The sequence below is a fragment of the Curtobacterium sp. Arg-1 genome (assembly GCF_025643395.1).
Lineage (GTDB): Bacteria > Actinomycetota > Actinomycetes > Actinomycetales > Microbacteriaceae > Curtobacterium > Curtobacterium poinsettiae.
Genome location: NZ_CP095731.1, coordinates 1,644,270 through 1,670,380, shown reverse-complemented (window position 1 = coordinate 1,670,380; position 26,111 = coordinate 1,644,270). Strand labels below are relative to the sequence as shown.

34 protein-coding genes are annotated in these 26,111 nt (G+C 72.9%); 22 read left to right on the top strand and 12 right to left on the bottom strand.

Annotated features, from left to right (window positions below):
* Positions 1–22: 22 nt before the first annotated feature.
* Both MXD64_RS08080 and MXD64_RS08075 read right to left on the bottom strand, forming a co-directional pair.
* Positions 23–238, bottom strand: coding sequence for a hypothetical protein (locus tag MXD64_RS08080; RefSeq protein WP_139179681.1), 216 nt, complete (start codon positions 236–238; stop codon positions 23–25).
* A gap of 23 nt (positions 239–261) precedes the next feature.
* Positions 262–600: a DUF3140 domain-containing protein gene (locus MXD64_RS08075; RefSeq protein WP_017885655.1), complete on the bottom strand. Its 339-nt coding sequence runs from the start codon at positions 598–600 to the stop codon at positions 262–264.
* A 114-nt stretch (positions 601–714) separates the two neighbouring features.
* Between MXD64_RS08075 and MXD64_RS08070 the strand changes: the two genes are divergently transcribed.
* Together MXD64_RS08070 and MXD64_RS08065 are read left to right on the top strand one after the other, a co-directional pair.
* Positions 715–861 (top strand): hypothetical protein, encoded by a 147-nt coding sequence (locus MXD64_RS08070; RefSeq protein WP_263137383.1) that lies wholly within the window; start codon positions 715–717, stop codon positions 859–861.
* 115 nt (positions 862–976) lie between these two features.
* Positions 977–1,924: a methyltransferase family protein gene (locus tag MXD64_RS08065; RefSeq protein ID WP_056068402.1), complete on the top strand. Its 948-nt coding sequence runs from the start codon at positions 977–979 to the stop codon at positions 1,922–1,924.
* A 192-nt stretch (positions 1,925–2,116) separates the two neighbouring features.
* On the opposite strand, the gene MXD64_RS08060 is transcribed toward MXD64_RS08065, so the two are convergent.
* A complete protein-coding gene (locus MXD64_RS08060) occupies positions 2,117–2,734 on the bottom strand; it encodes an acyltransferase (protein WP_052481956.1) in 618 nt (205 codons plus the stop codon).
* A gap of 135 nt (positions 2,735–2,869) precedes the next feature.
* Positions 2,870–3,826 carry an AraC family transcriptional regulator gene (locus MXD64_RS08055; RefSeq protein WP_017885659.1) on the bottom strand — a complete coding sequence of 319 codons (957 nt, stop codon included), beginning with the start codon at positions 3,824–3,826 and terminating at the stop codon, positions 2,870–2,872.
* 106 nt (positions 3,827–3,932) lie between these two features.
* Here MXD64_RS08055 and MXD64_RS08050 point away from each other — a divergent pair, with 106 nt between their 5' ends.
* Positions 3,933–4,262 (top strand): hypothetical protein, encoded by a 330-nt coding sequence (locus tag MXD64_RS08050; protein WP_017885660.1) that lies wholly within the window; start codon positions 3,933–3,935, stop codon positions 4,260–4,262.
* Positions 4,263–4,297: 35 nt separating this feature from the next.
* On the opposite strand, the gene MXD64_RS08045 is transcribed toward MXD64_RS08050, so the two are convergent.
* Positions 4,298–4,612: a hypothetical protein gene (locus tag MXD64_RS08045; protein WP_152427129.1), complete on the bottom strand. Its 315-nt coding sequence runs from the start codon at positions 4,610–4,612 to the stop codon at positions 4,298–4,300.
* A 202-nt stretch (positions 4,613–4,814) separates the two neighbouring features.
* On the opposite strand from MXD64_RS08045, the gene MXD64_RS08040 reads away from it, so the two are divergent.
* Complete coding sequence (locus MXD64_RS08040; RefSeq protein WP_017885662.1) at positions 4,815–5,312, top strand: hypothetical protein; 498 nt, start codon at positions 4,815–4,817, stop codon at positions 5,310–5,312.
* A gap of 25 nt (positions 5,313–5,337) precedes the next feature.
* Here MXD64_RS08040 and MXD64_RS08035 read toward each other — a convergent pair whose 3' ends face one another.
* On the bottom strand, positions 5,338–5,691 hold the full coding sequence (locus tag MXD64_RS08035; protein WP_017885663.1) for a hypothetical protein: 354 nt from the start codon (positions 5,689–5,691) through the stop codon (positions 5,338–5,340).
* 293 nt (positions 5,692–5,984) lie between these two features.
* Here MXD64_RS08035 and MXD64_RS08030 point away from each other — a divergent pair, with 293 nt between their 5' ends.
* Positions 5,985–7,172, top strand: coding sequence for a glycosyltransferase (locus MXD64_RS08030; RefSeq protein WP_017885664.1), 1,188 nt, complete (start codon positions 5,985–5,987; stop codon positions 7,170–7,172).
* Between the two features lie 191 nt (positions 7,173–7,363).
* Here MXD64_RS08030 and MXD64_RS08025 read toward each other — a convergent pair whose 3' ends face one another.
* Entirely contained in the window at positions 7,364–8,032 is a 669-nt protein-coding gene (locus MXD64_RS08025; RefSeq protein ID WP_159555975.1) for an arsenate reductase/protein-tyrosine-phosphatase family protein, read from the bottom strand.
* A 45-nt stretch (positions 8,033–8,077) separates the two neighbouring features.
* On the opposite strand from MXD64_RS08025, the gene chrA reads away from it, so the two are divergent.
* Positions 8,078–9,289, top strand: a complete 1,212-nt coding sequence (gene chrA, locus MXD64_RS08020; RefSeq protein WP_056068397.1) for a chromate efflux transporter — start codon at positions 8,078–8,080, stop codon at positions 9,287–9,289.
* Positions 9,290–9,303: 14 nt separating this feature from the next.
* Positions 9,304–9,696 carry an arsenate reductase ArsC gene (locus tag MXD64_RS08015; protein ID WP_017885667.1) on the top strand — a complete coding sequence of 131 codons (393 nt, stop codon included), beginning with the start codon at positions 9,304–9,306 and terminating at the stop codon, positions 9,694–9,696.
* Here the strand turns inward: MXD64_RS08015 and MXD64_RS08010 are convergent.
* Both MXD64_RS08010 and MXD64_RS08005 read right to left on the bottom strand, forming a co-directional pair.
* A complete protein-coding gene (locus MXD64_RS08010; RefSeq protein WP_263137382.1) occupies positions 9,674–10,474 on the bottom strand; it encodes an alpha/beta hydrolase in 801 nt (266 codons plus the stop codon). The genes MXD64_RS08015 and MXD64_RS08010 overlap by 23 nt on opposite strands.
* Positions 10,475–10,476: 2 nt before the next feature.
* Positions 10,477–11,004, bottom strand: coding sequence for a phenolic acid decarboxylase (locus tag MXD64_RS08005; RefSeq protein ID WP_017885669.1), 528 nt, complete (start codon positions 11,002–11,004; stop codon positions 10,477–10,479).
* 63 nt (positions 11,005–11,067) lie between these two features.
* On the opposite strand from MXD64_RS08005, the gene MXD64_RS08000 reads away from it, so the two are divergent.
* Together MXD64_RS08000 and MXD64_RS07995 are read left to right on the top strand one after the other, a co-directional pair.
* Entirely contained in the window at positions 11,068–11,538 is a 471-nt protein-coding gene (locus tag MXD64_RS08000; RefSeq protein WP_017885670.1) for a MarR family winged helix-turn-helix transcriptional regulator, read from the top strand.
* A 240-nt stretch (positions 11,539–11,778) separates the two neighbouring features.
* Positions 11,779–12,723 carry a nuclear transport factor 2 family protein gene (locus MXD64_RS07995; RefSeq protein WP_017885671.1) on the top strand — a complete coding sequence of 315 codons (945 nt, stop codon included), beginning with the start codon at positions 11,779–11,781 and terminating at the stop codon, positions 12,721–12,723.
* 31 nt (positions 12,724–12,754) lie between these two features.
* Here MXD64_RS07995 and MXD64_RS07990 read toward each other — a convergent pair whose 3' ends face one another.
* Positions 12,755–13,330: a GrpB family protein gene (locus MXD64_RS07990; RefSeq protein ID WP_017885672.1), complete on the bottom strand. Its 576-nt coding sequence runs from the start codon at positions 13,328–13,330 to the stop codon at positions 12,755–12,757.
* 105 nt (positions 13,331–13,435) lie between these two features.
* Here MXD64_RS07990 and MXD64_RS07985 point away from each other — a divergent pair, with 105 nt between their 5' ends.
* The 5 genes from MXD64_RS07985 (at position 13,436) to MXD64_RS07965 (ending at position 16,518) form a co-directional block, all read left to right on the top strand.
* Entirely contained in the window at positions 13,436–14,284 is an 849-nt protein-coding gene (locus tag MXD64_RS07985) for an alpha/beta fold hydrolase (RefSeq protein ID WP_017885673.1), read from the top strand.
* A complete protein-coding gene (locus tag MXD64_RS07980; RefSeq protein WP_056068389.1) occupies positions 14,277–14,849 on the top strand; it encodes a TetR/AcrR family transcriptional regulator in 573 nt (190 codons plus the stop codon). Before MXD64_RS07985 ends, MXD64_RS07980 begins: the two co-directional genes overlap by 8 nt.
* Positions 14,846–15,298 carry a hypothetical protein gene (locus MXD64_RS07975; RefSeq protein WP_159555971.1) on the top strand — a complete coding sequence of 151 codons (453 nt, stop codon included), beginning with the start codon at positions 14,846–14,848 and terminating at the stop codon, positions 15,296–15,298. The genes MXD64_RS07980 and MXD64_RS07975 overlap by 4 nt, the downstream gene beginning before the upstream one ends.
* Positions 15,299–15,347: 49 nt before the next feature.
* Positions 15,348–15,887 (top strand): hypothetical protein, encoded by a 540-nt coding sequence (locus tag MXD64_RS07970; RefSeq protein ID WP_139179683.1) that lies wholly within the window; start codon positions 15,348–15,350, stop codon positions 15,885–15,887.
* A 103-nt stretch (positions 15,888–15,990) separates the two neighbouring features.
* A complete protein-coding gene (locus MXD64_RS07965) occupies positions 15,991–16,518 on the top strand; it encodes a COG4315 family predicted lipoprotein (RefSeq protein WP_263137381.1) in 528 nt (175 codons plus the stop codon).
* Positions 16,519–16,581: 63 nt separating this feature from the next.
* Here MXD64_RS07965 and MXD64_RS07960 read toward each other — a convergent pair whose 3' ends face one another.
* The gene (locus MXD64_RS07960; RefSeq protein WP_017885678.1) at positions 16,582–17,235 is read right to left on the bottom strand and encodes a helix-turn-helix domain-containing protein; all 654 of its coding nucleotides are present in this window, start codon (positions 17,233–17,235) and stop codon (positions 16,582–16,584) included.
* 178 nt (positions 17,236–17,413) lie between these two features.
* Here MXD64_RS07960 and MXD64_RS07955 point away from each other — a divergent pair, with 178 nt between their 5' ends.
* The 6 genes from MXD64_RS07955 to MXD64_RS07930 all read left to right on the top strand — a co-directional run bounded on the left by MXD64_RS07955 (position 17,414) and on the right by MXD64_RS07930 (position 23,027).
* Positions 17,414–17,911, top strand: coding sequence for a hypothetical protein (locus MXD64_RS07955; protein WP_042541053.1), 498 nt, complete (start codon positions 17,414–17,416; stop codon positions 17,909–17,911).
* A 24-nt stretch (positions 17,912–17,935) separates the two neighbouring features.
* Positions 17,936–18,748: a trypsin-like serine protease gene (locus MXD64_RS07950; RefSeq protein WP_263137380.1), complete on the top strand. Its 813-nt coding sequence runs from the start codon at positions 17,936–17,938 to the stop codon at positions 18,746–18,748.
* 192 nt (positions 18,749–18,940) lie between these two features.
* Positions 18,941–20,032, top strand: a complete 1,092-nt coding sequence (locus tag MXD64_RS07945; protein ID WP_263137379.1) for a tyrosine-protein phosphatase — start codon at positions 18,941–18,943, stop codon at positions 20,030–20,032.
* A gap of 168 nt (positions 20,033–20,200) precedes the next feature.
* Positions 20,201–21,220 (top strand): LacI family DNA-binding transcriptional regulator, encoded by a 1,020-nt coding sequence (locus tag MXD64_RS07940; RefSeq protein WP_017885682.1) that lies wholly within the window; start codon positions 20,201–20,203, stop codon positions 21,218–21,220.
* 134 nt (positions 21,221–21,354) lie between these two features.
* On the top strand, positions 21,355–22,005 hold the full coding sequence (locus MXD64_RS07935; protein WP_263137378.1) for a 2'-5' RNA ligase family protein: 651 nt from the start codon (positions 21,355–21,357) through the stop codon (positions 22,003–22,005).
* 2 nt (positions 22,006–22,007) lie between these two features.
* Positions 22,008–23,027 (top strand): LacI family DNA-binding transcriptional regulator, encoded by a 1,020-nt coding sequence (locus MXD64_RS07930; RefSeq protein ID WP_259552412.1) that lies wholly within the window; start codon positions 22,008–22,010, stop codon positions 23,025–23,027.
* 59 nt (positions 23,028–23,086) lie between these two features.
* Here the strand turns inward: MXD64_RS07930 and MXD64_RS07925 are convergent, their stop codons facing one another.
* Complete coding sequence (locus tag MXD64_RS07925; RefSeq protein WP_259552411.1) at positions 23,087–24,031, bottom strand: inositol monophosphatase family protein; 945 nt, start codon at positions 24,029–24,031, stop codon at positions 23,087–23,089.
* Positions 24,032–24,272: 241 nt separating this feature from the next.
* Here MXD64_RS07925 and MXD64_RS07920 point away from each other — a divergent pair, with 241 nt between their 5' ends.
* A complete protein-coding gene (locus tag MXD64_RS07920) occupies positions 24,273–25,259 on the top strand; it encodes a carbohydrate ABC transporter permease (protein ID WP_017885686.1) in 987 nt (328 codons plus the stop codon).
* Complete coding sequence (locus MXD64_RS07915; RefSeq protein WP_017885687.1) at positions 25,259–26,089, top strand: carbohydrate ABC transporter permease; 831 nt, start codon at positions 25,259–25,261, stop codon at positions 26,087–26,089. Before MXD64_RS07920 ends, MXD64_RS07915 begins: the two co-directional genes overlap by 1 nt.
* Positions 26,090–26,111: the final 22 nt, after the last annotated feature.

Genomic DNA, 26,111 nt, shown 5'->3' with positions numbered 1-26,111 from the left:
GTCGCGCCGCGGCAGGAGCGTGTCAGGGACGACGGTTCGCCCGGGCGACGAGCCACAGGTAGGTGCTGTGCCCGACCAGGGCGAGTCCGAAGAACACCGCGGCGACCGCGTACACCCGGTCGAGCTTGCCCTGCCCGATCACGAGCATCACGACGCAGAACACGACGGCGATCGCGAGGACACCGACCTGCACGGTCGACCAGATCCGTCGGAAGCGCGGCATGCCCGTCTCGTTCACGCCACCCATTCTGCCCGATGCCGTCAGTGCTTCTCCGGGTCGTGTCCCCAGTTCATGAGCGAGTACCGCCACGGGGTGTCGTGCACGTCGCCGTCGGGGCGCTGCTCCGCGTGCCGGGCGACGTAGCCGACGACCTTCCGCATGTGCGCCAGGTCGTCGTCGGTGCGGTCGGCCTTGTGCTTCTGGAGGATGCGGATGATGTGCCGACCGCTCTCGTGCCCGGTCGACTCGCCGCCGCCGGAGGGCTTCTGCCCGACGGACTTCGACTCGTCGGTGTCGAGCCACCTCCGCAACTCGGTGGCGGTCATGTTCACCGCGTCGTCGAAGTCGGCCCGGGTCTGCTCGTCGTCGTGCTCGCTCATGCGGTCGAGACAACCCGTCGGTCCTGGACGACTGCGCAGTGCGGGCCGGGTCAGATGGGAATGGAACGACCCCGCGCGGTGTCGAACTCTCCACTGACCACGAAGGAGCCCACCATGAGCGTCGACCTCCACGAGAGCACCGGCACCCGGATCGTCACCGACGAGCGGACGTGCCTGCAGACGACCGTCCTGCCGAAGCTGCGCGACGAGCGCACCCCGTCCTTCGGCCGCTGGCTCGGACAGATCAACCACACCGGCTGAGCCGGCACCCGGCGACGGCACGCACGGCCCGGCCCAGACACCCGGCCCGCCAGGCCCGCCAGGCACGGCCTGTCGCGGCCGCAGTCGCCGTCGCCGGCACTGCTACCGTGCACCCATGTCCTGGGGCCGGCGGTACTACGCGCTGCAAGCCGTCGGCGGAGCGGCCTGGTGGATCGCCGTCGCCACGCTGCCGTGGGTCCGGACCACCACGCTCGGTTCGCTCGACCCGGTGCTCGTCGCCGTCCTCGACGTCCCGTTGTTCGTCGTGGCCTCGGCCCTCGCCGCCGCCGGTGTCCGGGCCGCCGCGGTCGTCACGACGGGATGGACCGCCGTGGTGCTCTGCGCGCTCGCCGTCTGGGCAACGGCCACCGGCGAGGCCGGCTGGGGCGTGCTGATCATGCTCGCGGCCACGATCGGCTCGGTGCTCGCGCTCGGTCTCGTGCTGCTCGGACGGATCCCGACCGAGTGGGTGACGAGCGGCCCGCTGCGGATCCGCACCGCCGACGCCGACGCCCCGCGGTCCCGGCACGTCGCCGCGACCGTGCTGCAGATCGTCGTGTTCTGGGGTCTGTTCCTCGGGGTGTTCCCCCTGGTCATCGCGTTCGCGGAGCACCGATGGGGCCTGCACCCGGACCCGCCCGTTCCCCTGGTGAGCGCCTCGACCGTCCTCGGGGTGGTCGTGCTCCTGCTGGCGAGCGCACTCGGCATCGCGTCGGCGGCGGCCATGTCGACGAAGGGCGGCGGCACCCCGCTGCCCTCGGCGACGGCGAACCGCCTGGTCGTCGCGGGGCCGTACCGTTCGGTGCGGAACCCGATGGCCCTGGCCGGCATCACCCAGGGCGTCGCCGTCGGCCTGCTGCTGTCGTCGTGGCTGGTCGTCGTCTACGCGGTCGCGGGTTCCGTCGTGTGGAACTGCATCGTCCGACCGCTCGAGGAAGCCGACCTCGACGAGCGGTTCGGCGACGACTTCCGCCGGTACGCCGAGCAGGTGCGCTGCTGGGTGCCTCGGTGGCCGATCCCCGCTCGGGTGGGCTCGGTGCCGCTCACCTCGTCGCGCCGCTGAGCGGTCCAACGACGCCGGCGTCGTCGTTCGGCGCCGCCGGGTCGTCGAGACGCCTCCGTTTCCGGCGGCGTCTCGACGACGGGGCGGCGTCTCGACGACACGCCGGCGTCTCGACGTGACGCCGGCGTGTCCGGACCGGCACCGACACCGGCCTGGAGGCGCCAGGCGGCGCCGCCACGGGCCTCCTGTCCGTCAGCCGGCCGGGTCCACCACCGGCGGCCGCGCGGACGGGGCGAGCGCACGGATCCGCTTGGCGGGGACGCCGGCGTAGACGCCGTGCGCCGCCAGGCGGCCGACCACCACGGCGCCGGCTGCGACCACCACGTCGTGCTCGATGTGGGCCCCCGGCAGGATCGTTGCCCGACCGCCGATCCAGACGTGCTCCTCGATGAGGACCGGGCGGCCCGTCGGGACGTCGTTCCACCGGCCGTCGGCGTCGATGTCGTGGTGGCTCGTCATGATGAGCACCTGCATGCCGATCGCGGTGTTCGCACCGATCGTCACGGGTGCCACGGCCTCGACGGTGACGTTCCGGTTGCAGAACACGCCCCGGCCGATCGTCAGGTGCCTGGGATCGCCCGTCAGCGAGAACCCGGCGCCCACACCGGACTCCGCGCGGGCCCCGGCGACGAGCAGCAGGAGCCGCCGCACGATCCGCGGCAGCAGCGCCGACCCGAGCACGGCGGTGAAGAGCAGGTGTTCCCTGGCGTGTGCGGCGTCCTCGACGAGCCGCCGACCGAACGTCGACGGGGCAGCAACCGCCGGAGCGGGTGCCGAGGTCGGGACGGGTGGTGCTGCTGAGCCGGCCATGGGGTCTCCAGTCGTCGTGGCTGCGTGTCCGTGCAGCGCCACCGTAGGACGACGACCGTCGGCGACCGGCCGGACGACGGGCGGTTGCGGGATTCTTGCGGGGCCGCGCCGCTCGGCGGCCACGCGCCGGCTCGGCTACGCGCGTGCGCCGTCGCGGGCGGTGGACGCCGTCTGCCGGGGCAGCTCGCCGAACTCCTCGCGGTAGCTCCCCGCGAACCGGCCCAGGTGGGCGAACCCGGTGGCACGGGCGATCTCGGCGACGCTCCGGCCGTCTCCGGACTCGAGCTGTTCGCGCGCGAGCAGCAGCCGGATCCGGCGCAGGTACATCGTCGGGGTGATGCCGTGGTGGCGCTGGAACGCCGCCTGCACGCCGCGCACGCTCAGGCCGGCGGCCTCGGCGACGTCGTCGACGCTGATCGGTTCGGTGGCGTGCTCGAGCAGGAACGTCTCGGCTCGGGCGAACCGGGCCGTGGCGGCCACGACCGGTTCGTGCTGGCCGACGGGCCAGTGCGGGATGGCGGTGAGCAGACCACCGGCCGCGAAGCGGGCGAGCTCTCGCTCACGCTCGACCGGCACGGTCTCCGGCCCGGCCAGGACTTCCTGCGCGACGGACCGGACCATCAGCCACCAGGCCGCCAGCGGTGCGCCCTCGGGGACGTGCCGCGGACGGAACTCGAGCGGGCCCGGGGCCCAGTCGCCACGCTCCGCTGCGACCTGCTCGACGATCGCGCGGTCGATGCGCAGGACGTCCTTGTTGCAGTCGATCCACCGGAAGCGCTGCGGGCCCTGCCGGAACAGCATCGGGCGGCCGATCTGCACCGGCTCGCCGTCGAGCTGCGCGACGCCCGACTTCATCCAGACGATCATCATCTCGCTGCCCGGCTCGATCGCTCCGCGCAGGTCGCCCGTGCAGCGGGTGGACTCGAGCGACAGCAGCGACGTCCCGCGGATCCGTTCCTCGAAGACGAACTCGGCGTCCGTCGGCTCGACCGACAGGTCGTGCGTGGTGTGCGTCCGAGCCAGGGCCTCGGCCGCGACCGACGGCTCGACGGTCTGGATCTCCCGCAGCAGGCGGTGCATCGTCTCGGGCACGTGACGATCCTCCCGAGATCTCGGCGTCCGCGCAACGAGCGACGCGCCGGGTTCCTGTACGGCGACCAGCGAGGGCACTGTTTGCTGTGCTCCAGGAGGTCGCCACATGAAGCAGATCCAGTACGACCGCTCGACGATCCTGACGAGCGACGACGTGGCCGATGCGGTGATCGAGTACGCCGCGGCCCTGGCCGGCGGCAACCGGGCGGACACCGTCGCGATCCCCTCGGTGGCGGCGGACGGCACCATGACGACCACCAAGGTGCTCATCGGCCCGTCGAGCCAGCTCGTCGTCGCCGATGCCGACGAGGACGAGCTCGAGCGCGAGGACGCGGACTTCGTCGAGCGGTTGCGTGCCGCCGCACTGACGTTCGAGCACGACGAGGTGATCCACGCGGACACCCGGTCGGACCTGACCGAGGGGCCCGTGGCCTAGCAGGGCCTGCGGGCGCGGGGAGGTGGACCGCTGGACTAGCGCCCGAAGTCCGGCGGCTCGGCGCTCGTGTCCACGGCGAGCACCGCTTCGGTGCGGCGCGCGACCTCGAGCAGGAACGCTTCGCCCTCGGGTTCGAGGTCGTCGTCGGGTGCGGGCTCCACCGCGACCGGGACACCCGGGGCCAGCAACACCTCGACGGTGCTCGCCACCCCGAAGTCGTCGGCGGTGGGGATCGACACGACGTCGCTCAGTCGGCTCTGGTGCAGCGCGGCCGCGTACCGGATCACCGCTTCGGCGATCGAGTCGCTCGTCAGGACACGGACGGTGCCCGCGTAGTTCACGTACTTCAACGTTGCTCCCTGGTGAAGAGGAGCATCCGCCGCGGTGACGGTTCCCTGATCCGGTGCCACGGTAGGCCGCCGTCGGGCCACGCACACATCTTCGCGGACAGAACGGGGTACGCGGCGCCCGGCCGGTCGGTGCCGGGTGACCGGTGTCGGGGGACGCTCCCCCTGAACCGTCGCCCACCGCGAGCGGCCTACGTTCTGGCCCATGTCCACGCGAGCGAAGACCGTCACGGCGCTGTTCGGCGCCGCCACCGTAGCCCTGCTGCTCACCGCCTGCGACCCCGGCGGAGCGCAGAACATCGACCCCGTCGGCAAGGTGCCCGGCTCCGAGCAGAAGTCCCAGTCGGCGCAGTGCGACGTTGCCGCGAGTGCCACCGTCGACATGATCGACGAGGCGGTCGGGTCGCACGACACCACCGAGTTCGCGAACGTCCAGGAGGGCGACGGCGGCTGGTACCTCGGTGCGGCGATCGTCCCGGCGGACAGCAACGACTCGAACGACGACGAGATCACCGTCTGGGCGACCACCGCCGACCCCACGGCCGACGGCTTCGACGGTCCGCTGTACGCCGTGAACGACGTCGCGAAGCAGGCCGTGGCCGACGAGTCGACCACCACCTCGGACGCGCCGACGCCGTTCGCCGACGACTCCGAGGCCGCCCAGCAGGTCGAGAGCTGCGTCGTCGAGGCGTCCGACCGCTAGCCGCCGGACACCCTGCCGTGGCCGGTCAGCCCTTGGGCTGGTCGGCCACCTCCACGTCCACGTGGTATTCGTCGCCCCCGTCGGTGCTGATGGTGGACACCGAGTCGTAGACCACGTCGTAGCCCGCGGTGTTCACGTCGCAGTGCACCTCGGCGCCGTCCTCGATCGCGATGTCGTCCTCGCCGCAGTCGACCTCGGGCGTCGCGTCCGAGATGTCCGCCAGCGCGTCGACGACGACCTGTTCGAAGGCCTCCGGCGTGACGGTCCGCGAGGACGAAGCGGTCGAAGTCGACGTCGTCACCGTGCACCCGCTGAGCGTCACCGCCAGCGCGATCGTCGCGGTGAGCGTCGCGAGCGTGGTGGTGGTGCGCTGCTGCATGGTGTCCCCCGTCGTCCCCTGGCCGGTGGCTGCCCCGCGATCGGGGCCGGCCGTTCCCGGCGGTAGTCGCCGCGACGGTGCGAGGACGCCGTCTGGTCCGAATCCGGTGGCGCACCGGCGGCTGGACGTCCGCCCGGGGTGTCGTGAAGGGGCGCTCAGCCGGTGGGCGAGTTCACTAGACGATCGTCTTCTGAACCCCTACGGTTCCGAACACCCCGTCCTGCCGCGAACCGTGAGAGACCGCATGCGCACCCCTCGTCAGACCACACCCCTGATCGGGACCGGCAGCTGACGTGGCAGCTGCGAAGGTCACCGTCCTGCTCGTGAGCGACTTCCCGCTGTCGGCGATGCGCGGCGAACGAGCCGCCCTGGTCCAGCAGGCGAAGGCGTTCGCCGCGTCCGGACACGTCGTCTGGGTGGCGACTCCCCCGACGAGCGACACCGCCGACCTGCGGAAGTCCGGTGTGCGCCTGCTCGAGGTCGAGCCGTCGATCAGCGTCCCGGGGGCGGACCTGCCGGTGGTCCGCAACTCGGTGCGGGTGCGTCGGCACCTCGGCACGGTGATGCTCGAGGAACGGATCGGTCTCGTCGTCACCCACTCGGACTTCGGTCTCGCCGCCGCAGCCCTGACCACGGCGCGCTCGCTCGGGCTGCCGACGATCCACACCGTGCACGGTTCCGCTCCGATCCGCGGGCGGACCGCCGCGGCGTTCGCGCCCCTGGCACGTCGTGCCCACCGCGTCGTGACCGGGCTCCGGACCGGCCGGCACCGCGTCGGCGGCCACCCCATGGAGGACGCGCGCCGCAGGATGGCCGTCGCCGTCTCCGCGGCCGCCGACGTCGTCGTCACCTCGACCACCCGACAGGCGGGAGTCCTGCGTGCCGCCGGCCTGGACGAGGTGCACGTCGTGCCCAACGCCATCGGGAACCGCACGGTGACACCGCCGCCACCGCCGGAGCTCGGCCCGCTCCGGCTCGTCTGGGCGTCGCGGTTCACGCCGGACAAGCGCCTCGACGTGCTGTTCAACGCGATCCGGCTGGTCGAGATCCGGTTGGGGGCGCACGCGGTCCGGGTCGACGTCGCCGGCGGGACCGTCCCTCCGACGCGCACGCCGGTGTCGGTGCGCGTGCACGGCCGCCTGTCCCTGCAGGGCGTCCACGACCTGCTGCTCTGCGGGCACGCAGCGGTCATCTGCTCGCTCGAGCACGACGGCCAGCCGATGACCGCGCTCGAGGCGTTCCGCGACCACCGTCCGGTCATCGTCTCCGACATCCGTCTGGCGAGCGAGTTCGGATCCGCCGCCGTCCTGACGGACGACGAGACCGCGTTCGGGCTCGCCACGACGATCATCGAACTCGCCTCGGACCGGGACCTGCTGCGACCGCACACCGACGCCGCGATCGAGCACGCCCGACTCGCGACGGCGGAACGCCACACCGAGCAGGTCCTCGGGCTCGTCGCGGATCACTGCGGTCCCTGAGCGCACCGTCCCGGAGCGCGCGGTCCCCGCGGCGACGCGCTCGGCCGTGGGGCCGCCACGGGACGGACGGGAGGCACGGTGCGGGCCCGCCCCGAGCCTCCCGCCCGGCGGTGCGTGCCGACCACGGCACAGGGAGAACGCCCCGATGAGGAGGGGGGATCTCATCGGGGCGTTCCGTTCGTGGGGCCGCGTCAGGCGGCGAGGCGCGCAGCGAGCGCCGTGGCGCGGGACCGCAGGTCCGCGTAGGTGGCCTCGTACGCCTCCGGCGTGCCGGTGCGCGAGGGGTTCGGCAGTGACCAGTGCAGGCTGTCACCGTCGTCGATCGACTCGTGCGCACGGTCGCAGACCGTGACGACCAGGTCGCCGTCGGCGAGGACGTCGTGGAAGGACCGCGGGACGTGGTCGCCGAGGTCGAGGCCGTGGCGCGCACCGACGGCGACCGCGCCGGGGGCGATGGCGGGGGCGGGACGCGTCCCGCCGGACAGGGAACCGATCTCGCTGACCTGCGCCCAGACGCCCGCGGCCAGCGGGGAGCGCGCGGAGTTGCCGGTGCAGACGAACAGCACGCGCGACACCGGACCCGGCACCGCCGCCGCCCCGTGCGGGACACCGCTCGGCTCGAGGTGCAGGTAGCTGCGACGGCCGTCGCCGTCGGAGCGGCGCCGCGTGACCAGGCCGGCCTGCTCGAGGACGCGCAGGTGGTGCGCGAGGAGCGGGCCGGACAGGCCGAGGGCGGCCCGGACCTCGCTCGGGCTGGCGTCGGAGGCCGCGAGCAGGTCGACGACCGCCAGGCGTGCGACGTCGCCGAGGGCCGCGTGCTGCGCCGCGCGCTGCTCGAGGTCCTGCTGCCGCATGTTCATCAGTTCAATGTTGACTGAACCATCTGCCGTCGTCAAGATGGGCGGGTGACGACGAGCCCCGAGCCCCTGCGATCGTCCGCTGCCTCGGTGTTCCTGGTGTTCCTGCGGCTCGGGCTGACCTCGTTCGGCGGGCCGGTCGCGCACCTCGGGTACTTCCGAGAAACCTTCGTGGTGCGTCGGCGGTGGCTGGGCGACGACGCCTACGCCGACCTCGTCGCGCTCTGCCAGTTCCTGCCCGGGCCGGCGTCGAGCCAGGTCGGGATGGCACTCGGCCTGCAGCGCGCCGGGCTGCTCGGACTCCTCGCCGCCTGGTGCGGGTTCACGCTGCCGTCCGCGGTGCTGCTCGTCGCGTTCGCCCTGCTCGTGTCCGGCACGCCCGACCTGGCCGGCGCCGGGTGGCTGCTCGGGCTGCAGGCCGCCGCAGCCGCGGTGGTGGCGCAGGCGGTGCTCGGCATGGCGCGCTCGCTCACGCCGGACCGCCGACGGGCGACCGTCGCTGCCGCAGCCGCGATCGTGGTGCTGCTCGTCCCCGGCCCGGGGCCGCAGGTCGCGGTGATCGCGGTGTGCGGTGTGGTCGGCGCCGTGTGGCTCCGCGGCGTCGTCGCCGTGGGCGTGGATGCAGGCGCCACTGACACGGGCGGCGCCGTCCGGCTCCCCCGCTGGGTCGCGGTGTCGGCGCTCGTCGCGTTCGCCGCCCTGCTCGTCGCGGCCCCGATCGCCGCGAACGGCACCGGTGCCGTGCGCCTGTTCGGGGTCTTCGCGCAGGCGGGCTCGCTCGTCTTCGGCGGCGGCCACGTCGTCCTGCCGCTGCTCGAGTCGCAGACCGTGGCCACACACCTGGTGGGGCACGCCGACTTCCTGGCCGGGTACGGCGCCGCACAGGCCGTACCCGGGCCGCTGTTCACCTTCGCCGCGTACCTCGGCGCCGTCGCCCACGGCAGCCCCGGCGGGGTCCTCGGCGCAACCGTCGCACTCGTCGCGATCTTCCTGCCCGCCGCGCTCCTGGTCATCGGCGCACTGCCGTTCTGGCACGTGCTCCGCGCCCTGCCGTGGGCCCGACGCGTGCTCGCCGGCGTGAACGCGGGGGTCGTCGGGCTCCTCGCCGCAGCGCTCTGGGACCCGGTCATCACCGAGGGGGTCCGCTCGGCACCCGCACTGGCGCTCGCCGTGGCTGCCTTCACCGCCCTCACCCGCTGGTCCGCTCCCCCGTGGGCCGTCGTCATCGGAGCCGGCCTGCTCGGCGCCGTCGTCCTCTGATCGGAGCACCCCGCATGCCCACCGTCCTGTTCGTCTGCGTCCACAACGCCGGCCGTTCCCAGATGGCCGCCGGCTTCCTGCAGCACCTGGCCGGTGACCGCGTCGACGTCCGGAGCGCCGGCTCCGAACCGGCCGACCAGCTCAACCCCGTGGTCGTCGAGGCGATGCTCGAGGAGGGCATCGACATCCGGGGCGAGCAGCCGGCCCTGCTCCGCACCGATGCCGTCCGTGCCGCCGACGTCGTCATCACGATGGGCTGCGGGGACGCCTGCCCGGTGTTCCCCGGCAAGCGCTACGAGGACTGGGAGCTCCCGGACCCCGCAGGGCTCGACCTCGACGCCGTCCGGCCGATCCGCGACGACGTGCGTGCGCGGGTGCAGGACCTCATCGCCCGGACCGCTCCCTGACGCGCTCGAGCAGGCGGTCGACGAGCTGCTCGCGCCACGGGACCGACGACCAGACGTGGTCCGCACCCTCGACCGCGGTGAACGTCGCCCCGCTGAGCAGTTCGCCGTAGCGCCGACCGTACTCGACCGGGACGATCTCGTCGGCGGTGCCGTGCAGCACGTCGACCGGCCCGTCGTACCCGCGTGCCTGGGCGTAGACGTCGAGTCCGTCCCGGACCTCGTCGACGAACCCGCGCCCGAGGGCGGTCCCACCGAAGTCGAACCAGCCGCGGTCGCGGACGGGCGCGAGCGGCTGCCCCTGGATGGTGTCGTGCACGGCGATGTCGTCGACCACGACCCCGGCCGGCGACCACAGGGTCAGGCTCCGCACCAGGTCGGGGACCCTCGCCGCCGCCATCGCCGACTCGACGGCGCCCAGGCTGTGGGCGACGACGTGGATCGGTGCCCCCTGGTCGGCCGAGAACGCCCGGATCATCGTGACGACCTGCTCGACCTCGTCGCCGATCGAGATGTCCGCGAAGCGTCCGTCGCTCGTGCCGTGCCCGAGACGGTCGTAGGAGCGGACCGTCAGACCGGTGTCGGTCAGGGCGGTCGCGGCCTGCACGAAGAGCTGGCGCGGACCGATCGACGAGTCACCGAACCCGTGCACGAACAGCACCGAGCCGCCGGCAGCCGCGGGCACCGACGCCGGGCGGTACTCCCACCCCCGGAGCGCCCCGCCCCGGTGCTCGAGCCGGATGCTCGTCAGGGCACGCTCCAGCGGACGTTCCGCAGTCACGCTCAGTTGCTCCGGTCGGCGAACCCGGCCGGCAGGTCGGCGGGCGCGGTGTCGACGACGGTCTCGTCGTCCTGGCCGACGAACTCGAACAGGGTGATGTGGGCGAACTCGGGGACGACGTAGATCGGGTAGGTGGGGCCGGCGTCGCGGTACTCGCGCATCCGGTCCAGGTGGTCGTTCTGGAACAGCACGGTCTTGCTGCCGTCCTCCTCGACCCAGTGCGGGAAGAAGATCGTGCCGTGCAGCACGCGCTCCCCCGGCACCACGGTCACGACGACGCTCGTGCCGGTCGGCTCGTTCCACGACACCTTGTAGACGCCGGCGGTGAGCACCACGAGGTCGACCTGCTGGTCCTTGACCCAGCGCCCGCCGACCATGCCGGAGTGGATGCGGTAGTCGATGGTGGTGGCGTTCTTGACGTACATCTCGTACTGCCAGCCGTTGGCGTACGTGTAGATGAACCGGTGTCCGACGATGCCGGAGAGGTCCTGCGACGGGACGGGCTGTGCGACTGAGGTGGTGATCGTCATGCACCCATCCTGCGCCAAACATAGTTTTGTTGCAAACCTTTTTCGAGGACCTAAGCTGAGGACATGGGCAGCGAGCACGACACCGCAGGACTCCGGGACATCGCTCGGCGGCTCAGCGACCAGGTCGGCCCGTTCCGCCGCACCCTGCTGAACGCGTCACGCCGTGACGGTGCGCTGCCGGAACTGCCCGACGCCCAGATCGAGGTGCTGCGACGCCTCGACGAGGCCGGGTGGCTCACGCCGACGGCGCTCGGCCGGTCCCTCGGCCTCGCCCGCTCCACGGTCAGCAACCTCGTCACCGCGATGGAGCGCGGCGGGCTCGTCCACCGGCGGCTCGCCACCGGCGACGGCCGCAGCACCGAGATCGCCCTGACCGAGCTCGCGTCCGAGCGGCTCCGGGTCTACGACGCCTCGGCCGAGCACGTCCTGGTCGGCGCGCTCGAACGCCTGGGCCCGGACGGGGTCGACGCGCTGCGCGCCGCGCTGCCCGTCCTCGCCGAGCTCCGTCTGGCCATCGACGAACCCGGAGCGTAGGGATCGGCTGACAGTGCGCGTGAGCCGTCGCACAGGTCCGGCTCGTCGATCACCAGCGGGAGCGGGTCACCCTGGCAGGGTGTTCGCAGACCACCCGGGAGGCCCGCACCGCGCCTGAGAAGTCGGTCACGGTCGCAGCACGCGACGGCTCCAGGGCGCGCGGCGGCCCCCAGGGACCGGTTCCATCGTTCTGCCGTGCAGACGACATCACTTCTCCCCATCATCGCCAAGGCGTGTGCGGTGGCAGCTCCGGTCGCCATCGCCGTGTCGCTCGTGGCCGGCCCGGCCGTGGCGGCACCCCTCCACACCTCCACCACCACGACCTCCGCGCACCACACGGTGTCCCGCGCGGCGCGGACCACCGAGGGCGGCACGGCCGTCTCGCGGCTCGACCGTCGCGCCGAGCAGCGCAACGAGGCCACCGTCCGGCACCTGTTCCGGTGCGCCTTCCGCTCCCCCGCCTCGGCGACGGCACGCGCTGCCGCCCGGACCGCCGTGGCATCGGGTGCCGTCGCCCACGGTGCGAAGAGCGCCTCGGGTCCGGCTGCACTGCTCGCCGAGTTCACCGCCGACCGCGCCCGGGTCCCCGGTGCCCACGCCGTGATCAAGCACATCGCCGGTGACGCCGACCTGGTGGCCGTGCACTGGCAGATCACCGCGAAGCCGAAGGACGAACGCACCGGTGACGCCGCCGTCGACCTGTTCCGCATGCGCAACGGCCGCATCAGCGAGTGGTGGGCGCTCCGGCAGACGGTCCCGACGGGCACGCCGGCCAGCGGCAACACGAACAGCATGTTCAGCGACCTGTACCCGGCCGCCAAGCGTGACCACCACCTGACCGAGCGGCAGGAGGAGCACAACCGGGTGCTCGCGGTGACCGCGTACAACCGGCTGTTCCGCGACCACGACGTGTCCGTGCTGGACGAGAAGTTCGACCCGGCGTACCTGCAGCACAACTCGGTCGCCGCGAACGGCACCGCCGCGCTCAAGCAGTTCTTCGCCGGCAGTGCCGCGCAGGGTCTGCCGAAGCAGGAGTCCGTCATCTCGCTGGCCGACGGCGACCTGGTGTGGACGTTCTCGAAGCAGGTCGGGGCGAAGGCCGACGCACCGTTCGGCGCAGCCGACCTGTTCCGGGTGGACGGCAACCTGATCCGCGAGCACTGGGACGTCGTCCCGACGAGCTGAGACCGGGCAGCGGGAACCGGAGCCGCGCGTCTCAGGACGCGCGGCTCCGGCGCGCCCGCTCCTTGATCGCCGTGATGACGGCCGTCTTCGCGTCGGCGTAGGCGTTCATGTCGTCCCAGCTCCGGCCGAGCAGCTCCCGCTTGGTGCGCTCGTACAGCGCGCGGTCGTCGGCGTCGACGCGCAGGTGGTCGCGGAGGAGCAGGTACTCCTCGACCGCCGTCGCGCCCTGCTCGTAGACGTGCACGTGCACGTCGCGAGCCGGTGTCCGGACCAGGCGGTGGCCGGGTTCGCGCACGCGGAGCTCGTACCCGGCCGCGAGGAGCTGGTCGAGGTAGGTCGCCTCGGCGGTGATGTCGGCGACGACGACCACGATGTCGACGATGGGTTTCGCCGCCAGGCCGGGGACGGCCGTGGAGCCGATGTGCTCGACGACCGCAGCGTCCGCGCCGGAGCCGGGCAGGGCCTCCAGGATGCGTCGCCGGTGGTCCGCGAAGACCGCAGCCCACCCGCTGTCGGCGGGGTGCAGGGTCACGGTGACCGGTTCTGGGCCGCCGATGATCTCGACGGTCGTGACGTCCGGTCGGGGGTGGTCCTCGTCATGGTGCACCCGGCCATGATGGCAGCACCCGGAGCGCGGACCAGAGCAGTCCTTGACTTTCCGGCTACGCGTATTAGCCTTTGAGTTACTACCCGTAGCCGAAGGAGCCACGTCATGCTCGAACACCTGGACACCGAGGGCGGCACGATCGCCTACGACCTCTCCGGCTCAGGGCCGCTCGTGGTCCTCGCCCACGGGATGGGCGACAGCCGCCACTCCTACCGCTTCGTCGTGCCGGAGCTCGTCGCGGCTGGCTACCGGGTCGCGAACGTCGACCTGCGGGGTTGCGGCGACTCGAGCACCGGGTGGTCCGGGTACGAGCGCTCCGACATCGCACGCGACCTGGTCGCCGTCACCCGGCACCTCGGCGGCCCGGCCGTGGTCGTCGGGCAGTCGATCAGCGGCGGCGCAGCGACGATCGCCGCGGCCACCGCACCCGACCTGGTCGCCGGCATCGTCGAGCTGGCACCGTTCACGCGCAAGCAGTCCGTCGACCTCGGTGGGCTCCTGCGCAACCGCCGACACCGCGCCGGCACCGTCCAGCTCGCACGCGTGATGACGAGCGGCAGCCTGCCCGGCTGGCTCGCGTACCTGGACATCGCGATCCCCGCCAAGCCCGCCGACTGGGCGACCGAGCGCGGCCGCATCGAGACGACCCTGCGGCAACCGGAGCGGCTGGCGGTCCTCCGCGCCATGACCCGCACGTCGCCCGCCGACGCCGGCGAGCAGCTGGGTGCCGTCCGGTGCCCCGTGCTCGTCGTCGAGGGCAGCGCCGATCCGGACTGGGCCGACCCCCGCGCCGAGGGCGAGCGCGTCCTCGCCGACCTGCCCGACGGCCTCGGGGAGCTCGCCGTCATCGACGGCGCCGGCCACTACCCCCACACCGAGACGCCGACTGCACTCCTCGCCCTGCTGCTGCCGTTCCTCGCCCGCACCTTGCCCGTCGCAGGCCCCGTTGCCTAGGGCGGGGCTCGACCCGGCGACCGTCACCGAGACCGCGGCGACGCTGGCCGACGAGATCGGTCTGGCCCGACTGAGCATGAGCGTCGTCGCCGACCGCCTCGGGGTGAAGGCACCGTCGCTGTACAAGCACGTCGACGGACTCGGTGACCTCACGCGCAGGATCGCGATCCTCGGCGCGAACGAGCTCGGGGACGCACTCCGCGACGCCATGCAGGGGCGCAGCGGCCGGAGTGCGCTCGAGGCGGCGGTGCAGACCGTGCGCCGGAGCGTCCGGGAGCACCCGGCGCGGTACCAGGCAGCCGTCAGCGTCCGGCCGACCGACGCCCAGGACCCGCTGGCCGTCGCGCTCGGCCGCACCCTGGCGTCCTTCGCCGCGGCGCTCCGCGACTACCCGCTCGACCCCGCCGACGAGGTCCACGCACTCCGGGTGCTCCGCAGCGTCCTGCACGGGTTCGCCACGATCGAGACGTCCGGCGGGTTCCAGATGGACACGGACGTCGATGCGAGTGCTGCGTGGATGGTCGACTTCCTGGATCGCGGGTTCCGTGCCGCGACGACACGGTGACCGTCACCACGGCGGCGCGCGCGTCGAGGCCCGTCGGTCACGACCCGCTCCGTGGCGGCCTGCGGTTCACGGCGGAGCTCGTCGCATGGGTGGCCGTGCCCTGGGCGCTCTGGCCCCGTTCGCCGGTGCTCGCGATCGCCGCCGTCCTGCTCCTCGTCGTGCCGCCGGCGGTCTTCGGGACGCCGGGTGACCGCCCCGGCGGCGACCCGCCCGTCGCGGTACCGGGAGTGGTGACGATCGCGTCGGTCCTCGCGCACCTGGTCGGAGCCATCGCCGCGTCCTGGGTCGTCTGGCCGGCTGCGGTCGCGGTCGCCGTCACGGTCCTGTGCGTCGCCGTCGTCATCTCGGAACAGCGGCGGTGGCGCGTCCTGGTGGGGCGCGGGCGCGGGCGGGGGCGCGGACGCGGGCGCGGACGCGGACGAACAGACGATCGTCTGGCCAAGCGGTAGCGTGTGGCGTGGCGACTTCCGCCACACGCCGTCCACGAAGGGGCCGACCATGTCGCGCAGCACCGACCGGGTCCGGGTGTCACCGATCGTCCTCGCCGCGGGGATCGCCGCGCTCGCCGTCGCGCTCGCCCTGCCGGCGCCGCCACCGACCACGACGGGTACCGAGACACTCGGCCTCGGGGCATCGGGAGCGCTCGGTGCCGCACTCGGCGCACCGCCCTCGACGAGCGGCGCGCACCGGTTCGCGATCCGCCCACCACGGACGGTCGGTACCGGCGGAGTCGTGAGCGTGCGCTTCGCCGGGAGGGGCACCCCCGGCGCCGTCGTGGTCATCCACTACGGCGAACCGCGGGACGGCACCGGGGACGATCGCGTTGCGGAGATCGCGCCGGGCAGCAGCGCGGTGGGTCGGACCGGCCGGTTCGCCTTCACCGCGGTCCTGCCGGAGTTGCCCCGCGACGCCGATCAGGCGTCCTGGAGCGCCCGACTGATCGACCCGGAGTCGCTGGACGTCATCGGGCGTGTCGACGGCGTCCACGTGGTCGAGCACACGGACCGCCGCTCCCACGATCCGCGGCCCACCGGATGAGAGGCCGCGCAGGGTGCTGGCCGCCGCTCGGTACTGCGGTTACGTTCGCTAGACGAACGTCTGGCCAGCAGTCAGCGGCGAGACCTGACCACGAGGAGCCCCCGTGTCGACACCCCACCGCACACCGTCATCCCGATCCGTCTCCGTCCTCCTCGGTGCCGCACTGGCCCTGAGCCTCGGACTCGCCGGCTGCTCCACGGCCGGCTCCGCGGCACCGTCGCCCTCGCCGTCCCCCGCCGCACAGGGCGACGCGCCCGCGACGACCGACTCGTCCCCCTCGGTCGACGCGACCGTCGCTTCGACGACACTCGGCAAGGTCGTCGTCGACGGCAAGGGCATGACCGCCTACTACTTCGACGCCGACGTCAAGGACTCCGGCACGAGCACGTGCACCGGTGCGTGCGCGGCGGCGTGGCCGGCGATCGAAGCGTCGACCACGAAGCCGAAGGTGTCGGGCATCACCGGGACGGTCGGCACCATCAAGGGCGTGGACGGCGGGCAGCAGATCACGATCGACGGGCGCCCGATCTACACCTTCGTCGGGGACAAGAAGGCCGGCGACGTGACGGGACAGGGCGACAAGGGCGTCTGGTACGTCGTCAACCCGGACGGCAGCGAGCAGAAGAAGTAGGCCCGGCGCCCCGGTGGACCAGCAGTCCGCCGGGGCCCCTCGCGAGGGGCGAGCCCTGCGGGGTCAGTCCCCCGGGGTGGCCGGGTGTCCGCCGACCCGCACGGGCTCCACCTGTTCGAGCAAGCCGTGCACGCCGGGCAGTCCGAGCCCGGTGAACAGTGCCGCCCACAGGTCCCGGAGCTGCCCCTCGGTGTCACGGGTCAGTCGTGCACTCGTCCGGGCCCACATCACCCCGAAGGTCGACGTCAGCACGAGGTCCGCCGCACGAGCCCACTCGGGATCGGTGGCGGGGCCGACACCCCCGCTCGAAGCCGACAGGTGCCGGCGGACGTAGTCGTCCCACGTGAAGACCCGCGGGATCACCTCTCCCGCGCCGCGGAGTTCGTGACTCAGACGGATGGCCCCGGCAGCCACCGGACACCGGATGGCATCGGAACAGGCGGACGTCAGCATGACGAGCAGGTGCTCGAGGCCCTCGGGTTGCGTGATCAGCGAGTCGATCACCGCCCAGCGGGCCTGCTGCCGCTCGATGACCGCGAAGGCGAGCTCGTGCTTGGACGAGAAGACGTGGTAGCCGATCGCCGACTTCGGGCGGTCCATGGCGGCGGCCACCCGGGCGAACGACGTCCCCGCGTAGCCGTGGCTCGCGAACACCGCCGCCGCGGCCTCGATGATCTGCTCGCGGGTCCGGGTCTTCGCCTGCTGCCGCTGGTTCATCGCACTCCTCGTTCGGGTCTCGGGTCATCATACGAACGTCTGACAGCACGAGGGGAGCACGCCGTCCGGACGGTTTGCCTCTGATCCACTCAGCTTCCGGCATTCGCTAGACGATCGTCTGGCCCATTGTTAGCGTTCACGCACACCGAGTCGACCCGAGCCGAACCGAGGAGTCCCCATGCGTCCCACCCCGTCCACCGCCCGCAAGCCGGCGTCCCGGCGGCTGACCGCGCTCATCGCCGGCGTCGCCCTCGGCGGAGCACTCGCCGCCGGCGCCCTGGTCCCCGCGCAGGCCGGGGCCGCCACGATCCCGCACACCACGCACACCGCCCACGCCCCGACCCGGTCTGCAGCCGTGGCGTTCACCGCGAAGACCCACGGCGGACCAGACCGGACGAGCTTCACCGGCACCACCTTCGCCGGCGCCGGCAAGCCCGGCACCCTGGTCATCGTCTACTACGACGCACCGGGCAAGCCCCGCGGCCTGTTCAGCAAGCACATCGCCGAGGTCACGAGCGGGGACGACATGGTCAGCGCCAGCGGGCACTACCGCTTCACCGCGGCGTTCCCCGACCTGCCGCGCGGCACGACGACGCTGCACTGGCACGCCCGCCTCGCCGACCCGGACACCCTGTCCGTGATCGGACGCGTCAACGGCACCCGCCGGCTCGGCTGAACCGTGTTCCGTCACACGCAAGCGGTGCGCGTCCGCACCCTGGCCGTCGCCCTGTCCGTCGCGGCCGCCGTCGGCATCGCCCTCGCCGGCACCGCACCGGCCTCGGCTGCCACGAGCGACCCGGACCGCACCGCGGCACCGATCATCGCCGGCACCCAGGTCGGGGTCCCCGGCAGCACCTGCACGGTCGGGGCGGTCCTGACCGCCAAGGGCTTCCGGAGCCAGGTCACCGCGTACCAGCGGGCGACCAGGTGGGTCGTGCTGGCGAAGCGCTGCGCGCCGCTGCAGGCGCCGGTGCGGCTCGACGGCGCGGCCGTCGGCAGCGTGGTCTGGCAGTCCGCGGACTCCGACGTCGAGCTCGCGGTCATCCCACCCCTGGCGTGCACGCGCGTCCGGGCGGCCGCCGGGTCCTGCGACCCGTCCGTCTCGACGTACACGCCGCGAGCATCCGGTCGTGTCTTCACCCGTGTCGACGGCGACCCGGCACGTGCCGCCGTCACCGGCACCGGCCAGCCCGACGCCGATCCCTTCTGCACCAGCGGGGCGGCGAGCGGGGTGCTCTGCTCCTGGACGGCCACACGGGTGCCGACAGCGAGCCGCGCCGGCGCGCAGCACCTCGCCGCCGCACGCACCGATGCCGGCATGGGCATCGAGCCGGGTGACGCCGGCGGACCGGTGATCAGCGCCACGAACCGGCTGTACGGGATCATCTCGGGCAGTTCGACGACGGGCACGACGAGCACGACGAGCACGACGAGCACGACGGTGCTGCTCTACACGCCCGTGCAGCAGGTGCTCACCGAGCTGTTCCGGTACCGGCTGGCCCCGGCGTCCTGAGCCGGCTGCGACCGGGTGGTGCACCCGGCCGCGGCCGTCTCGGCGACTGAGCGCTGCCTCATGACCCGGACACACCCCGGTCACCTCGCAGCCACTCGGCCGACCACCCACCTCGCGATCCTGCGGGGATCCGGACGTCACCGCGTCCGGATCCCCGCGACCCCCGGGTCCTGATCAGATCGAGGATGCCCCGTGCCCCCGCTCCACCGCTCCCCCCTCACCCACTCCCAGCGCACCGCCCGTGTGGCCGCGACCGCACTCGCCGGCCTTGCCGTCGTCGCCTCCGCCGCGTTCTCCGTCACGGCCGCCCACGCCGACACCGCACTCCAGCCCGCGTTCACCGCCGCGGACCACCCGATCACCGACGTCCCCGGACTGGTCAACGGTCGCGAGCTCGCCGCGGTGCACGGCCGGTCCGGTCAGACCGTGAACGCTCCGCGGCTGATCCGTTCCGAGTCGCTCGACAAGATCACCGCGGCCGGGGCCACGACCCTGGCTGACGAGTACCACGTCGACCTCGTCGTCGACCTGCGGACGTCGTCCCAGATCGCCGCGAAGCCCGACGTCGCGATCCCCGGCGCGCGGCACGTCGACATCTCGATGTTCGGCGCGGACGGCGACTACAGCGACGACACGGCGATGTACCACGACCTGGTCGACAAGGGCCACGTCGACCCGGCGACCCCCGGGTCGATGATCACCGCCTACCGCCGCGTGCTCCGGATCCTCGCCTCGCACACCAGCGGCACGGTGCTCATCCACTGCTCGCACGGCATGGACCGAACCGGCACCGTGGTGGACCTGCTCGACCGGGTCCTCGGCGTGGACAGCGCCGACATCCTGCACGACTACCTGCTCTCGAACACGCAGCTCGGGGTCACCTGGGCCACCCCGCAGCTGCTGCAGGGCACCTTCGAGCAGGACATCGCCACCGACTTCGGTGGGATGGACGCGTACCTGCGCGACACCATCGGCGTGACGGGGCACGAGGCCGCCGCACTGCGCCAGCGGTTCCTCGTGTCGAGCGACGCCACCGTCTCCTCGATCACGGTCGCGGGCGTGCGCGTCCACCTGCCCGCCGCCGCCTCGTCGCAGGGTGCGACGGTGACGGCGCCGGTCCGGACGCTCCGGGCCGCCGACGTCCACGTGCACACGACGAACCCGAACGCGGTCGCCACCGTGCACGTCTCCGGCCGGACCGCACGCATCACGGTCACCGCGCAGGACGGCACCACGAAGAAGGAGTACCGCCTGACGGTCCGTCGACCGGCGACGCACCGCTGACCCGACACCGCCACCGCCACCGGCCGCCACCACCGGCCACCCACGCCGACCGCTCGGACTCCCCCGGGCGGTCGGCGTGACCAACTGTTCACCACCACCGTCGCCCGCTCCGGGCGTCCGTCCGGCTACCGTGACACTCGTGCAGTCCTCTGAACGACGGTGCCCGCGGTGACCGGACACCCGGCAGTCCCGACCATCCACGACGTCGCAGCCCTGGCCGGCGTGTCGAAGTCGGTCGTCTCCCGTGCCCTCGCGGGCTCGTACGGGGTGGCGCCGTCGACGACCGAACGCGTCAAGCGGGCGGCACTCGACCTGGGCTACGTGGCGAACGCGAACGCCCGCGGCATGTCGGCACACCGCACGCACACGCTCGGGGCGTTCGTCCGTGATGCCTCGACCCCGTTCTACGGGCACCTGCTCACCGCGTTCCAGCTGCAGGCCGCCGCGCGCGGGTACCGCGTCGTCACCGCCACCGGCGCGGGGTCGTTCCCGGTCAGCGAGGAACGCCGGGCGCTCGAGACCCTGGTGTCCCTGCGCGTCGAGGGGCTCATCGTCTGCAGCGGCGCGTTGCCCATCGACGACGTCCTGCCGTTCGCCCGACGCATCCCGACGGTGGTCTCCGGACGCCCCGAGACGGACCCGGCGGTGAGCAGCGCCTACTGCGACGAGCGCGGCGGCGGTCGCGGCCTCGCCGACCACGTCGCCGACCTGGGGCACCGTCGCGTCGCCGTGCTGACGGTCACACCGTCCGGGTCCCTGACGCAGTCGGCCCGCACCGACGCGATGGTGCGCCGGCTCCGTGCGCGCGGCGCCGAGGTGCTCCGGATCCGCTCCGAGGACCACGGCGCGGACCCCGAGGACCTCGACTCGTTCCTCGAGCAGGTCCTCGGCGCCGGCGGCGTGACGGCGGTCATGGCACCGAGCGACCGCTGGGCCGTCGGTGTGCTCGAGTCGATGCGCCGCCGTGGTCTCCGTGCACCAGACGACCTGTCGGTCACGGGCTACGACGGGGTCGCGCCGCTCGCCACCGAGCTGCTCGGCATCACCTCGTGGCGACAGCCGCTCGGCTTGATCGGCCGCCTGTCCGTCGACGACGTGGTCGACCAGATCGACGGCCGTTCGACGGGTGTCGCCCACAACGCCGTCGACGGCACCCTGGTGCCGGGCCGGACCGCCGCACGCGTCTGACCCGGCGTCGCCGACACCGATCGTTCACCGTCCCGTCACGGGCCGACGGGTGAGATCCGGGCCGCTCCGGTCGATCATGGGGAACGTTCCCGACGATCGGGAACGTTCCCCATCGACCGACCCCGGACGGACCCATGCCCCAGAACGTCACCGCCAAACTGCCGCGCGACCCGAGCGACCCCTACCGCCACGGCATCTACCTGCGCCCGGACGCCCGCACCTGCCGCGCCGTCACGGTCGTCACCGACCAGCTCCGCGCGCAGTACGGCCTGGTGTCCGCCGGCGCCTTCCCGCCGCACGCCACGCTCGTCGGCAGCCAGCCGTTCGGCAGCAACGAGGACCAGGTCATCGCGGCCGTCACGGCGCTGCTCGACGCACGCCCGGCGTTCGACGTCCACAACGCCGGCGTCCGCGAGCAGGGCATCGGGTTCGTCTACGACGTCGCGACCCGGCCCGAAGGCTCGCACAACGACGACTTCGTCCGACTCGCCGCCGACATCGATGCCGTGGTCGCCCCCTTCCGGCAGCCGATGCAGGTCCCGCCGTCGAACGACTACGACCCGGAGCAGTACCGCGCGCACCTCTCGCTCGCCTCGCACGACCTGTACGTCCGCCCGGACCTGCACGACGAGGTGGGCGCGTACATCCACGAACTCGACGTCGACGTGCCGACCGGGTTCCGCGGCGACACCGTCGTGCTCTACCGCACCGCGAGCCCGGACTGGTCCGGCCGCTGGTGGCAGACGATGACCTGGGAGCACGTCCACACCTGGAAGCTCGCCTGACCGTGGCCTCCACCCTCCGCGACGTCGCCGAGCGCTGCGCTGTCTCGCGATCGCTCGTGTCACTCGCCCTGCGGGGCGACGACGGTGTGTCGCGACCACGTCGGGAACTCGCGGTGCGGACGGCGGACGAGCTGGGCCTCCCGGTCGGCACGCTCGCCCGGCGACGCGCGCAGGGCGCGCCGCTCGTGCTCGGCGTGCTGGTCACCGAAGCCGCGAACCCGTTCCACGACGACGCCCTCCGGAGCGCACGCGCGACCGCCGAGACCCTGGGGTTCGCGCTCCGCGTCGTGGACGGGTTCCGTGACGCCGCCCGGCTGGCCGACGGCCTGGAGGCCCTGCACGCCTCCCGCGGGTCGGCCGACGGCGTCCTCGGGGTCGCGGTCCTGAGCAGCCGGGTCGCCCCGGCACGGCTCGCTGCGGTCGCGCGCGACCTGCCGGTCGCGGTCCTCGGCTCGAGCGGGTCGGGTCTCGCCGGACTCGGACTCGACACCGTGCGCGCCGACGAGGAATCGGGCATGCGCCACCTGGTGCTCCACCTCGCCGCACTCGGGCACCGGCGCACGTGTTTCGTGGCGGAGTCGGACCACCCCTCGACGACCCGTCGTGCCGTCGCGCACGCCACGGTCTCGGCGCAGCTCGGCCGGCCCGGTGACCACCGTGTCGACGACGTCGATGCCCTGGCGGCGGACCCGGCGCGGATCGCCCGGCACCTGGGCGACGGGGTGACGGCGTTCGTCGCGACGAACGACGCGACCGCGGCGCGGCTCGTGGCGATCGCCGACGGCGCGGGACTCGCGCTCCCCCGGATGGCGGCGGTGACCGGGTTCGACGGCACCGGTCTCGGCGACCGGCTCGACCTGACGAGCGTCGACCAGCCGCGGGTCCGGATGGGCGCGCGGGCGGTGGAGCTCGTCGTCGAACGGCTGCGCGGGCGACGCGGTGACCGCCACGAGGTCCTGCCGACGCGCCTGCTGCAGCGGGGGTCGACGGGACGGGCGGTCGCCGGGCACCAGGTCGGCTGAGCACCGCGACGCCGTCGACGGCGCGGCCGGCGGCGGATCGGTCCAGTGGGCGGTGCGGCTCAGCGGGCGGTCGGGTCGGCGGCTGCAGCGTCCGTGGAGGTCATCGCCGACAGGTCCTGCACCCGACGGACCAGCTCGGTGTGCGATCCACCGGCACCGGCAGCGACGTAGTCGTCGGCCAGGTGCGCACGGTCGACGGGCTCGCCCCCGCGGAAGCCCCGGAACCACCCACCGGCCCGCTCGAGCACCAGTGCCCCGGCGGCGACGTCCCAGGGGTGCGTGGCGAAGCCCATCGTGGCGTCCGACCACCCCGCGGCGACGTGCACCAGGTTGAGTGCGCCGCTGCCGAGGCTGTGGTGGTGGCGGTACCGCACCGTCAGGTCACGCAGCAGGTCGAACGCCGCGGCCTCGCCGAGCAGGTCGAGGTCCTGCTGCACCGGGAAGCTCGTCAGCACCGTCGCGGCGTCGTCGGGGCCGGACGACGAGTGCATCGGCGCACCGTCGAGCCAGGCTCCGTCGTCGTCCGCCGCGAACACGTGGTCGGCGACCGGGTCGAAGACCACCCCCGCGACGACCTCGCCGTCGACCTCGGCCGCGATCGAGATGCACCAGTACGCGAGTCCGCGGGCGAAGTTCGCCGTGCCGTCGATCGGGTCGACGATCCACCGCACCACGGCGTCCCCGGTGGTGTCAGCGCTGCCGGTGCTGCCGGTGGTGTCGGCGCTGCCGGTGGTGTCGGTGCTGCCGGTGGTGTCGGCGCTGCCGGGGCCGCCGGTGGTGCCGCCTTCTTCGCCGAGCACGACGGAACCCGGCACCGCCGCGGTGAGCACCGCGGTGATCGCCTCTTCGGCCGCGCGGTCGTGCAGTGTCACCACGTCGTGCGCATCGCGCTTCGTGCTGATCGTCATCGGGGCGCGGAACACGGCGAGGAGGTCGGGCGCGACGGCACGCGCGGCATCCTCGGCGATCACCCGGAGCGTCTGGGGAGCAGGAACGGTTCGCATGGTCCCCGGTTGTACGACGTCGAGGCCCCTGGACGGCGAACCACGCCGGTCGTCGGCCCGAACCGCAGGTGAACGGGTGGGTGCGAACGGTGAACGGCGGCTCTCCGCCGACGGAGGGGTTGAACGCCGCGTGAACGGGTGACGGCGGGTGATCGACGCGCCTTGACCCGTCTCCGGCACCCGCCGCAGAGTGGAGTCGTTCCCGGATAGGGAACGTTCCCTACTCGGAGGTGTCCGCCCCATGACGGTCCCCGTCACGTCCGGCCTGCTCGCCGGTCCCCCGCGTACCGCGGGATCGCCCCGGCCGCCGCAGTCGCGGCGTCCAGCCCGGGCGGCCCGGTCGGCCCGGTCGTCGTTGCGCTCCGACCGACGGCTCGGTCTGGTGCTCCTCGCACCGGCGCTGCTCGCGTTCGCGGTCTTCGTCTTCTACCCGCTCGGCCGCGTCCTGGTCCTCAGCACCCAGGGCACCGACATCTTCGGCCAGCCGGCCGGCTCGGTCGGGCTGCAGAACTACGTCCGCACGTTCACCGACCCCGCGTTCGGACGGACGATGCTGACCACGGCCGTCTTCTGTGTCGGCGTGGTCGCCGGGCGGATCGTGTTCGGGCTGCTCGTCGTCGTGCCGCTCACCGTGAAGCTCCGCGGTCTGCCGGTGTTCCGAGCACTCCTGACCGCGCCGATGGTCGTCTCCGTGTCGGCCGGGTCCGTCGCGTTCGCGGCGATGCTCGCTCCCGGCAACGGGCTGTTGAACACGGTGATCACGCAGTTCGGCGGAGCACCCGTCCCGTTCCTGACGAGCACGCAGTGGGCCCTGGCGAGCGTCATCGTCGTCACGATCTGGGGGTCGCTCGGGTTCACCGTGCTGCTCCTGCTCGGAGCGTTCGGCGCCATCGACCAGGACGTCATCGAGGCCGCGCACCTCGACGGGGCCGGCCCCGTCCGGACCCTGTGGTCGATCTCGTTGCCGCTCGTCACCCCGACGCTCTTCTTCGTGGTCGTGACCGGCACCGTCGAGGCGCTGACGACCTTCGGACAGATCCAGATCCTGACCGGTGGCGGTCCAGCCGACTCGTCGAAGACCCTCGTCTACGCCATCTACCAGCAGGCGTTCGGGTCGGGCAGTGCGAACTTCGGCCTCGCCGCCGCGCTCGGGGTCGTGCTGTTCCTGCTGGTCCTGGGGCTGTCGATCGTGCAGTTCGGCGTGCTCGAGAAGCGGGTGAACTACTGATGCGCCCCGTCACCGTCCGCCGGCTCCGGAGCGCCTTCGTCTACGCCTGGCTCGTCATCGCGGTCGTCGTCGTCTGCTTCCCCCTGTACTACGTGTTCGAGGGCGCACTCACCCCGACCCGGTACCTGGACCAGGGCCTCGCCGGTCTCGTCCCGATCCACCTGACGCTCGACAACATCGTCCGCGCCACGCAGGTCGTCCCGCTCGGAGCGCAGTTCCTGAACAGCGTCGTCGTCACCCTCGCCCAGACGGTGCTGCAGGTCGTCATCGGCATCATGACCGCCTACGCGCTCGTGTTCTGCCGGCTCCGCGGCACCCGTGCCCTGTTCCTCGTCCTGCTCGCCAGCCTGATGATCCCCGGCGAGACGACCCTGATCGCGAACTACCTGACCGTGGCGTCCTGGCACCTCATCGACACGCTCCTGGTCGTCTTCCTGCCGTTCGTGGCCTCGGCGCTGACGATCTTCCTGTTCCGCCAGGCGTTCCTGAGCTTCCCCGACGAGCTGCGGGAAGCCGCGGTCCTCGACGGCGCCGGGCACTTCCGGTTCATCCGGTCCATGCTGCTGCCGCTCACCCGCCCGACGCTCGTCTCGGTCACGCTCGTGAGCGCGACGGCCGCGTGGAACGGGTTCTTCTGGCCGCTCCTCGTCACCAACTCGCCCGAGCACCGCACCGTGCAGGTCGGCATCGCCCAGCTGTCCGACGCCGAGGCCGCCGACATCGGCGTGGTCCTGGCCGGCGCCGCCATGGTGACCCTCCCTGTCCTCGTCCTGGTCCTCGTCGCCCAGCGGTTCCTCGCCGGCGGCCTCACCGCCGGCGCACTCAAGTGACGACGCACACGTTCCCCTTCCC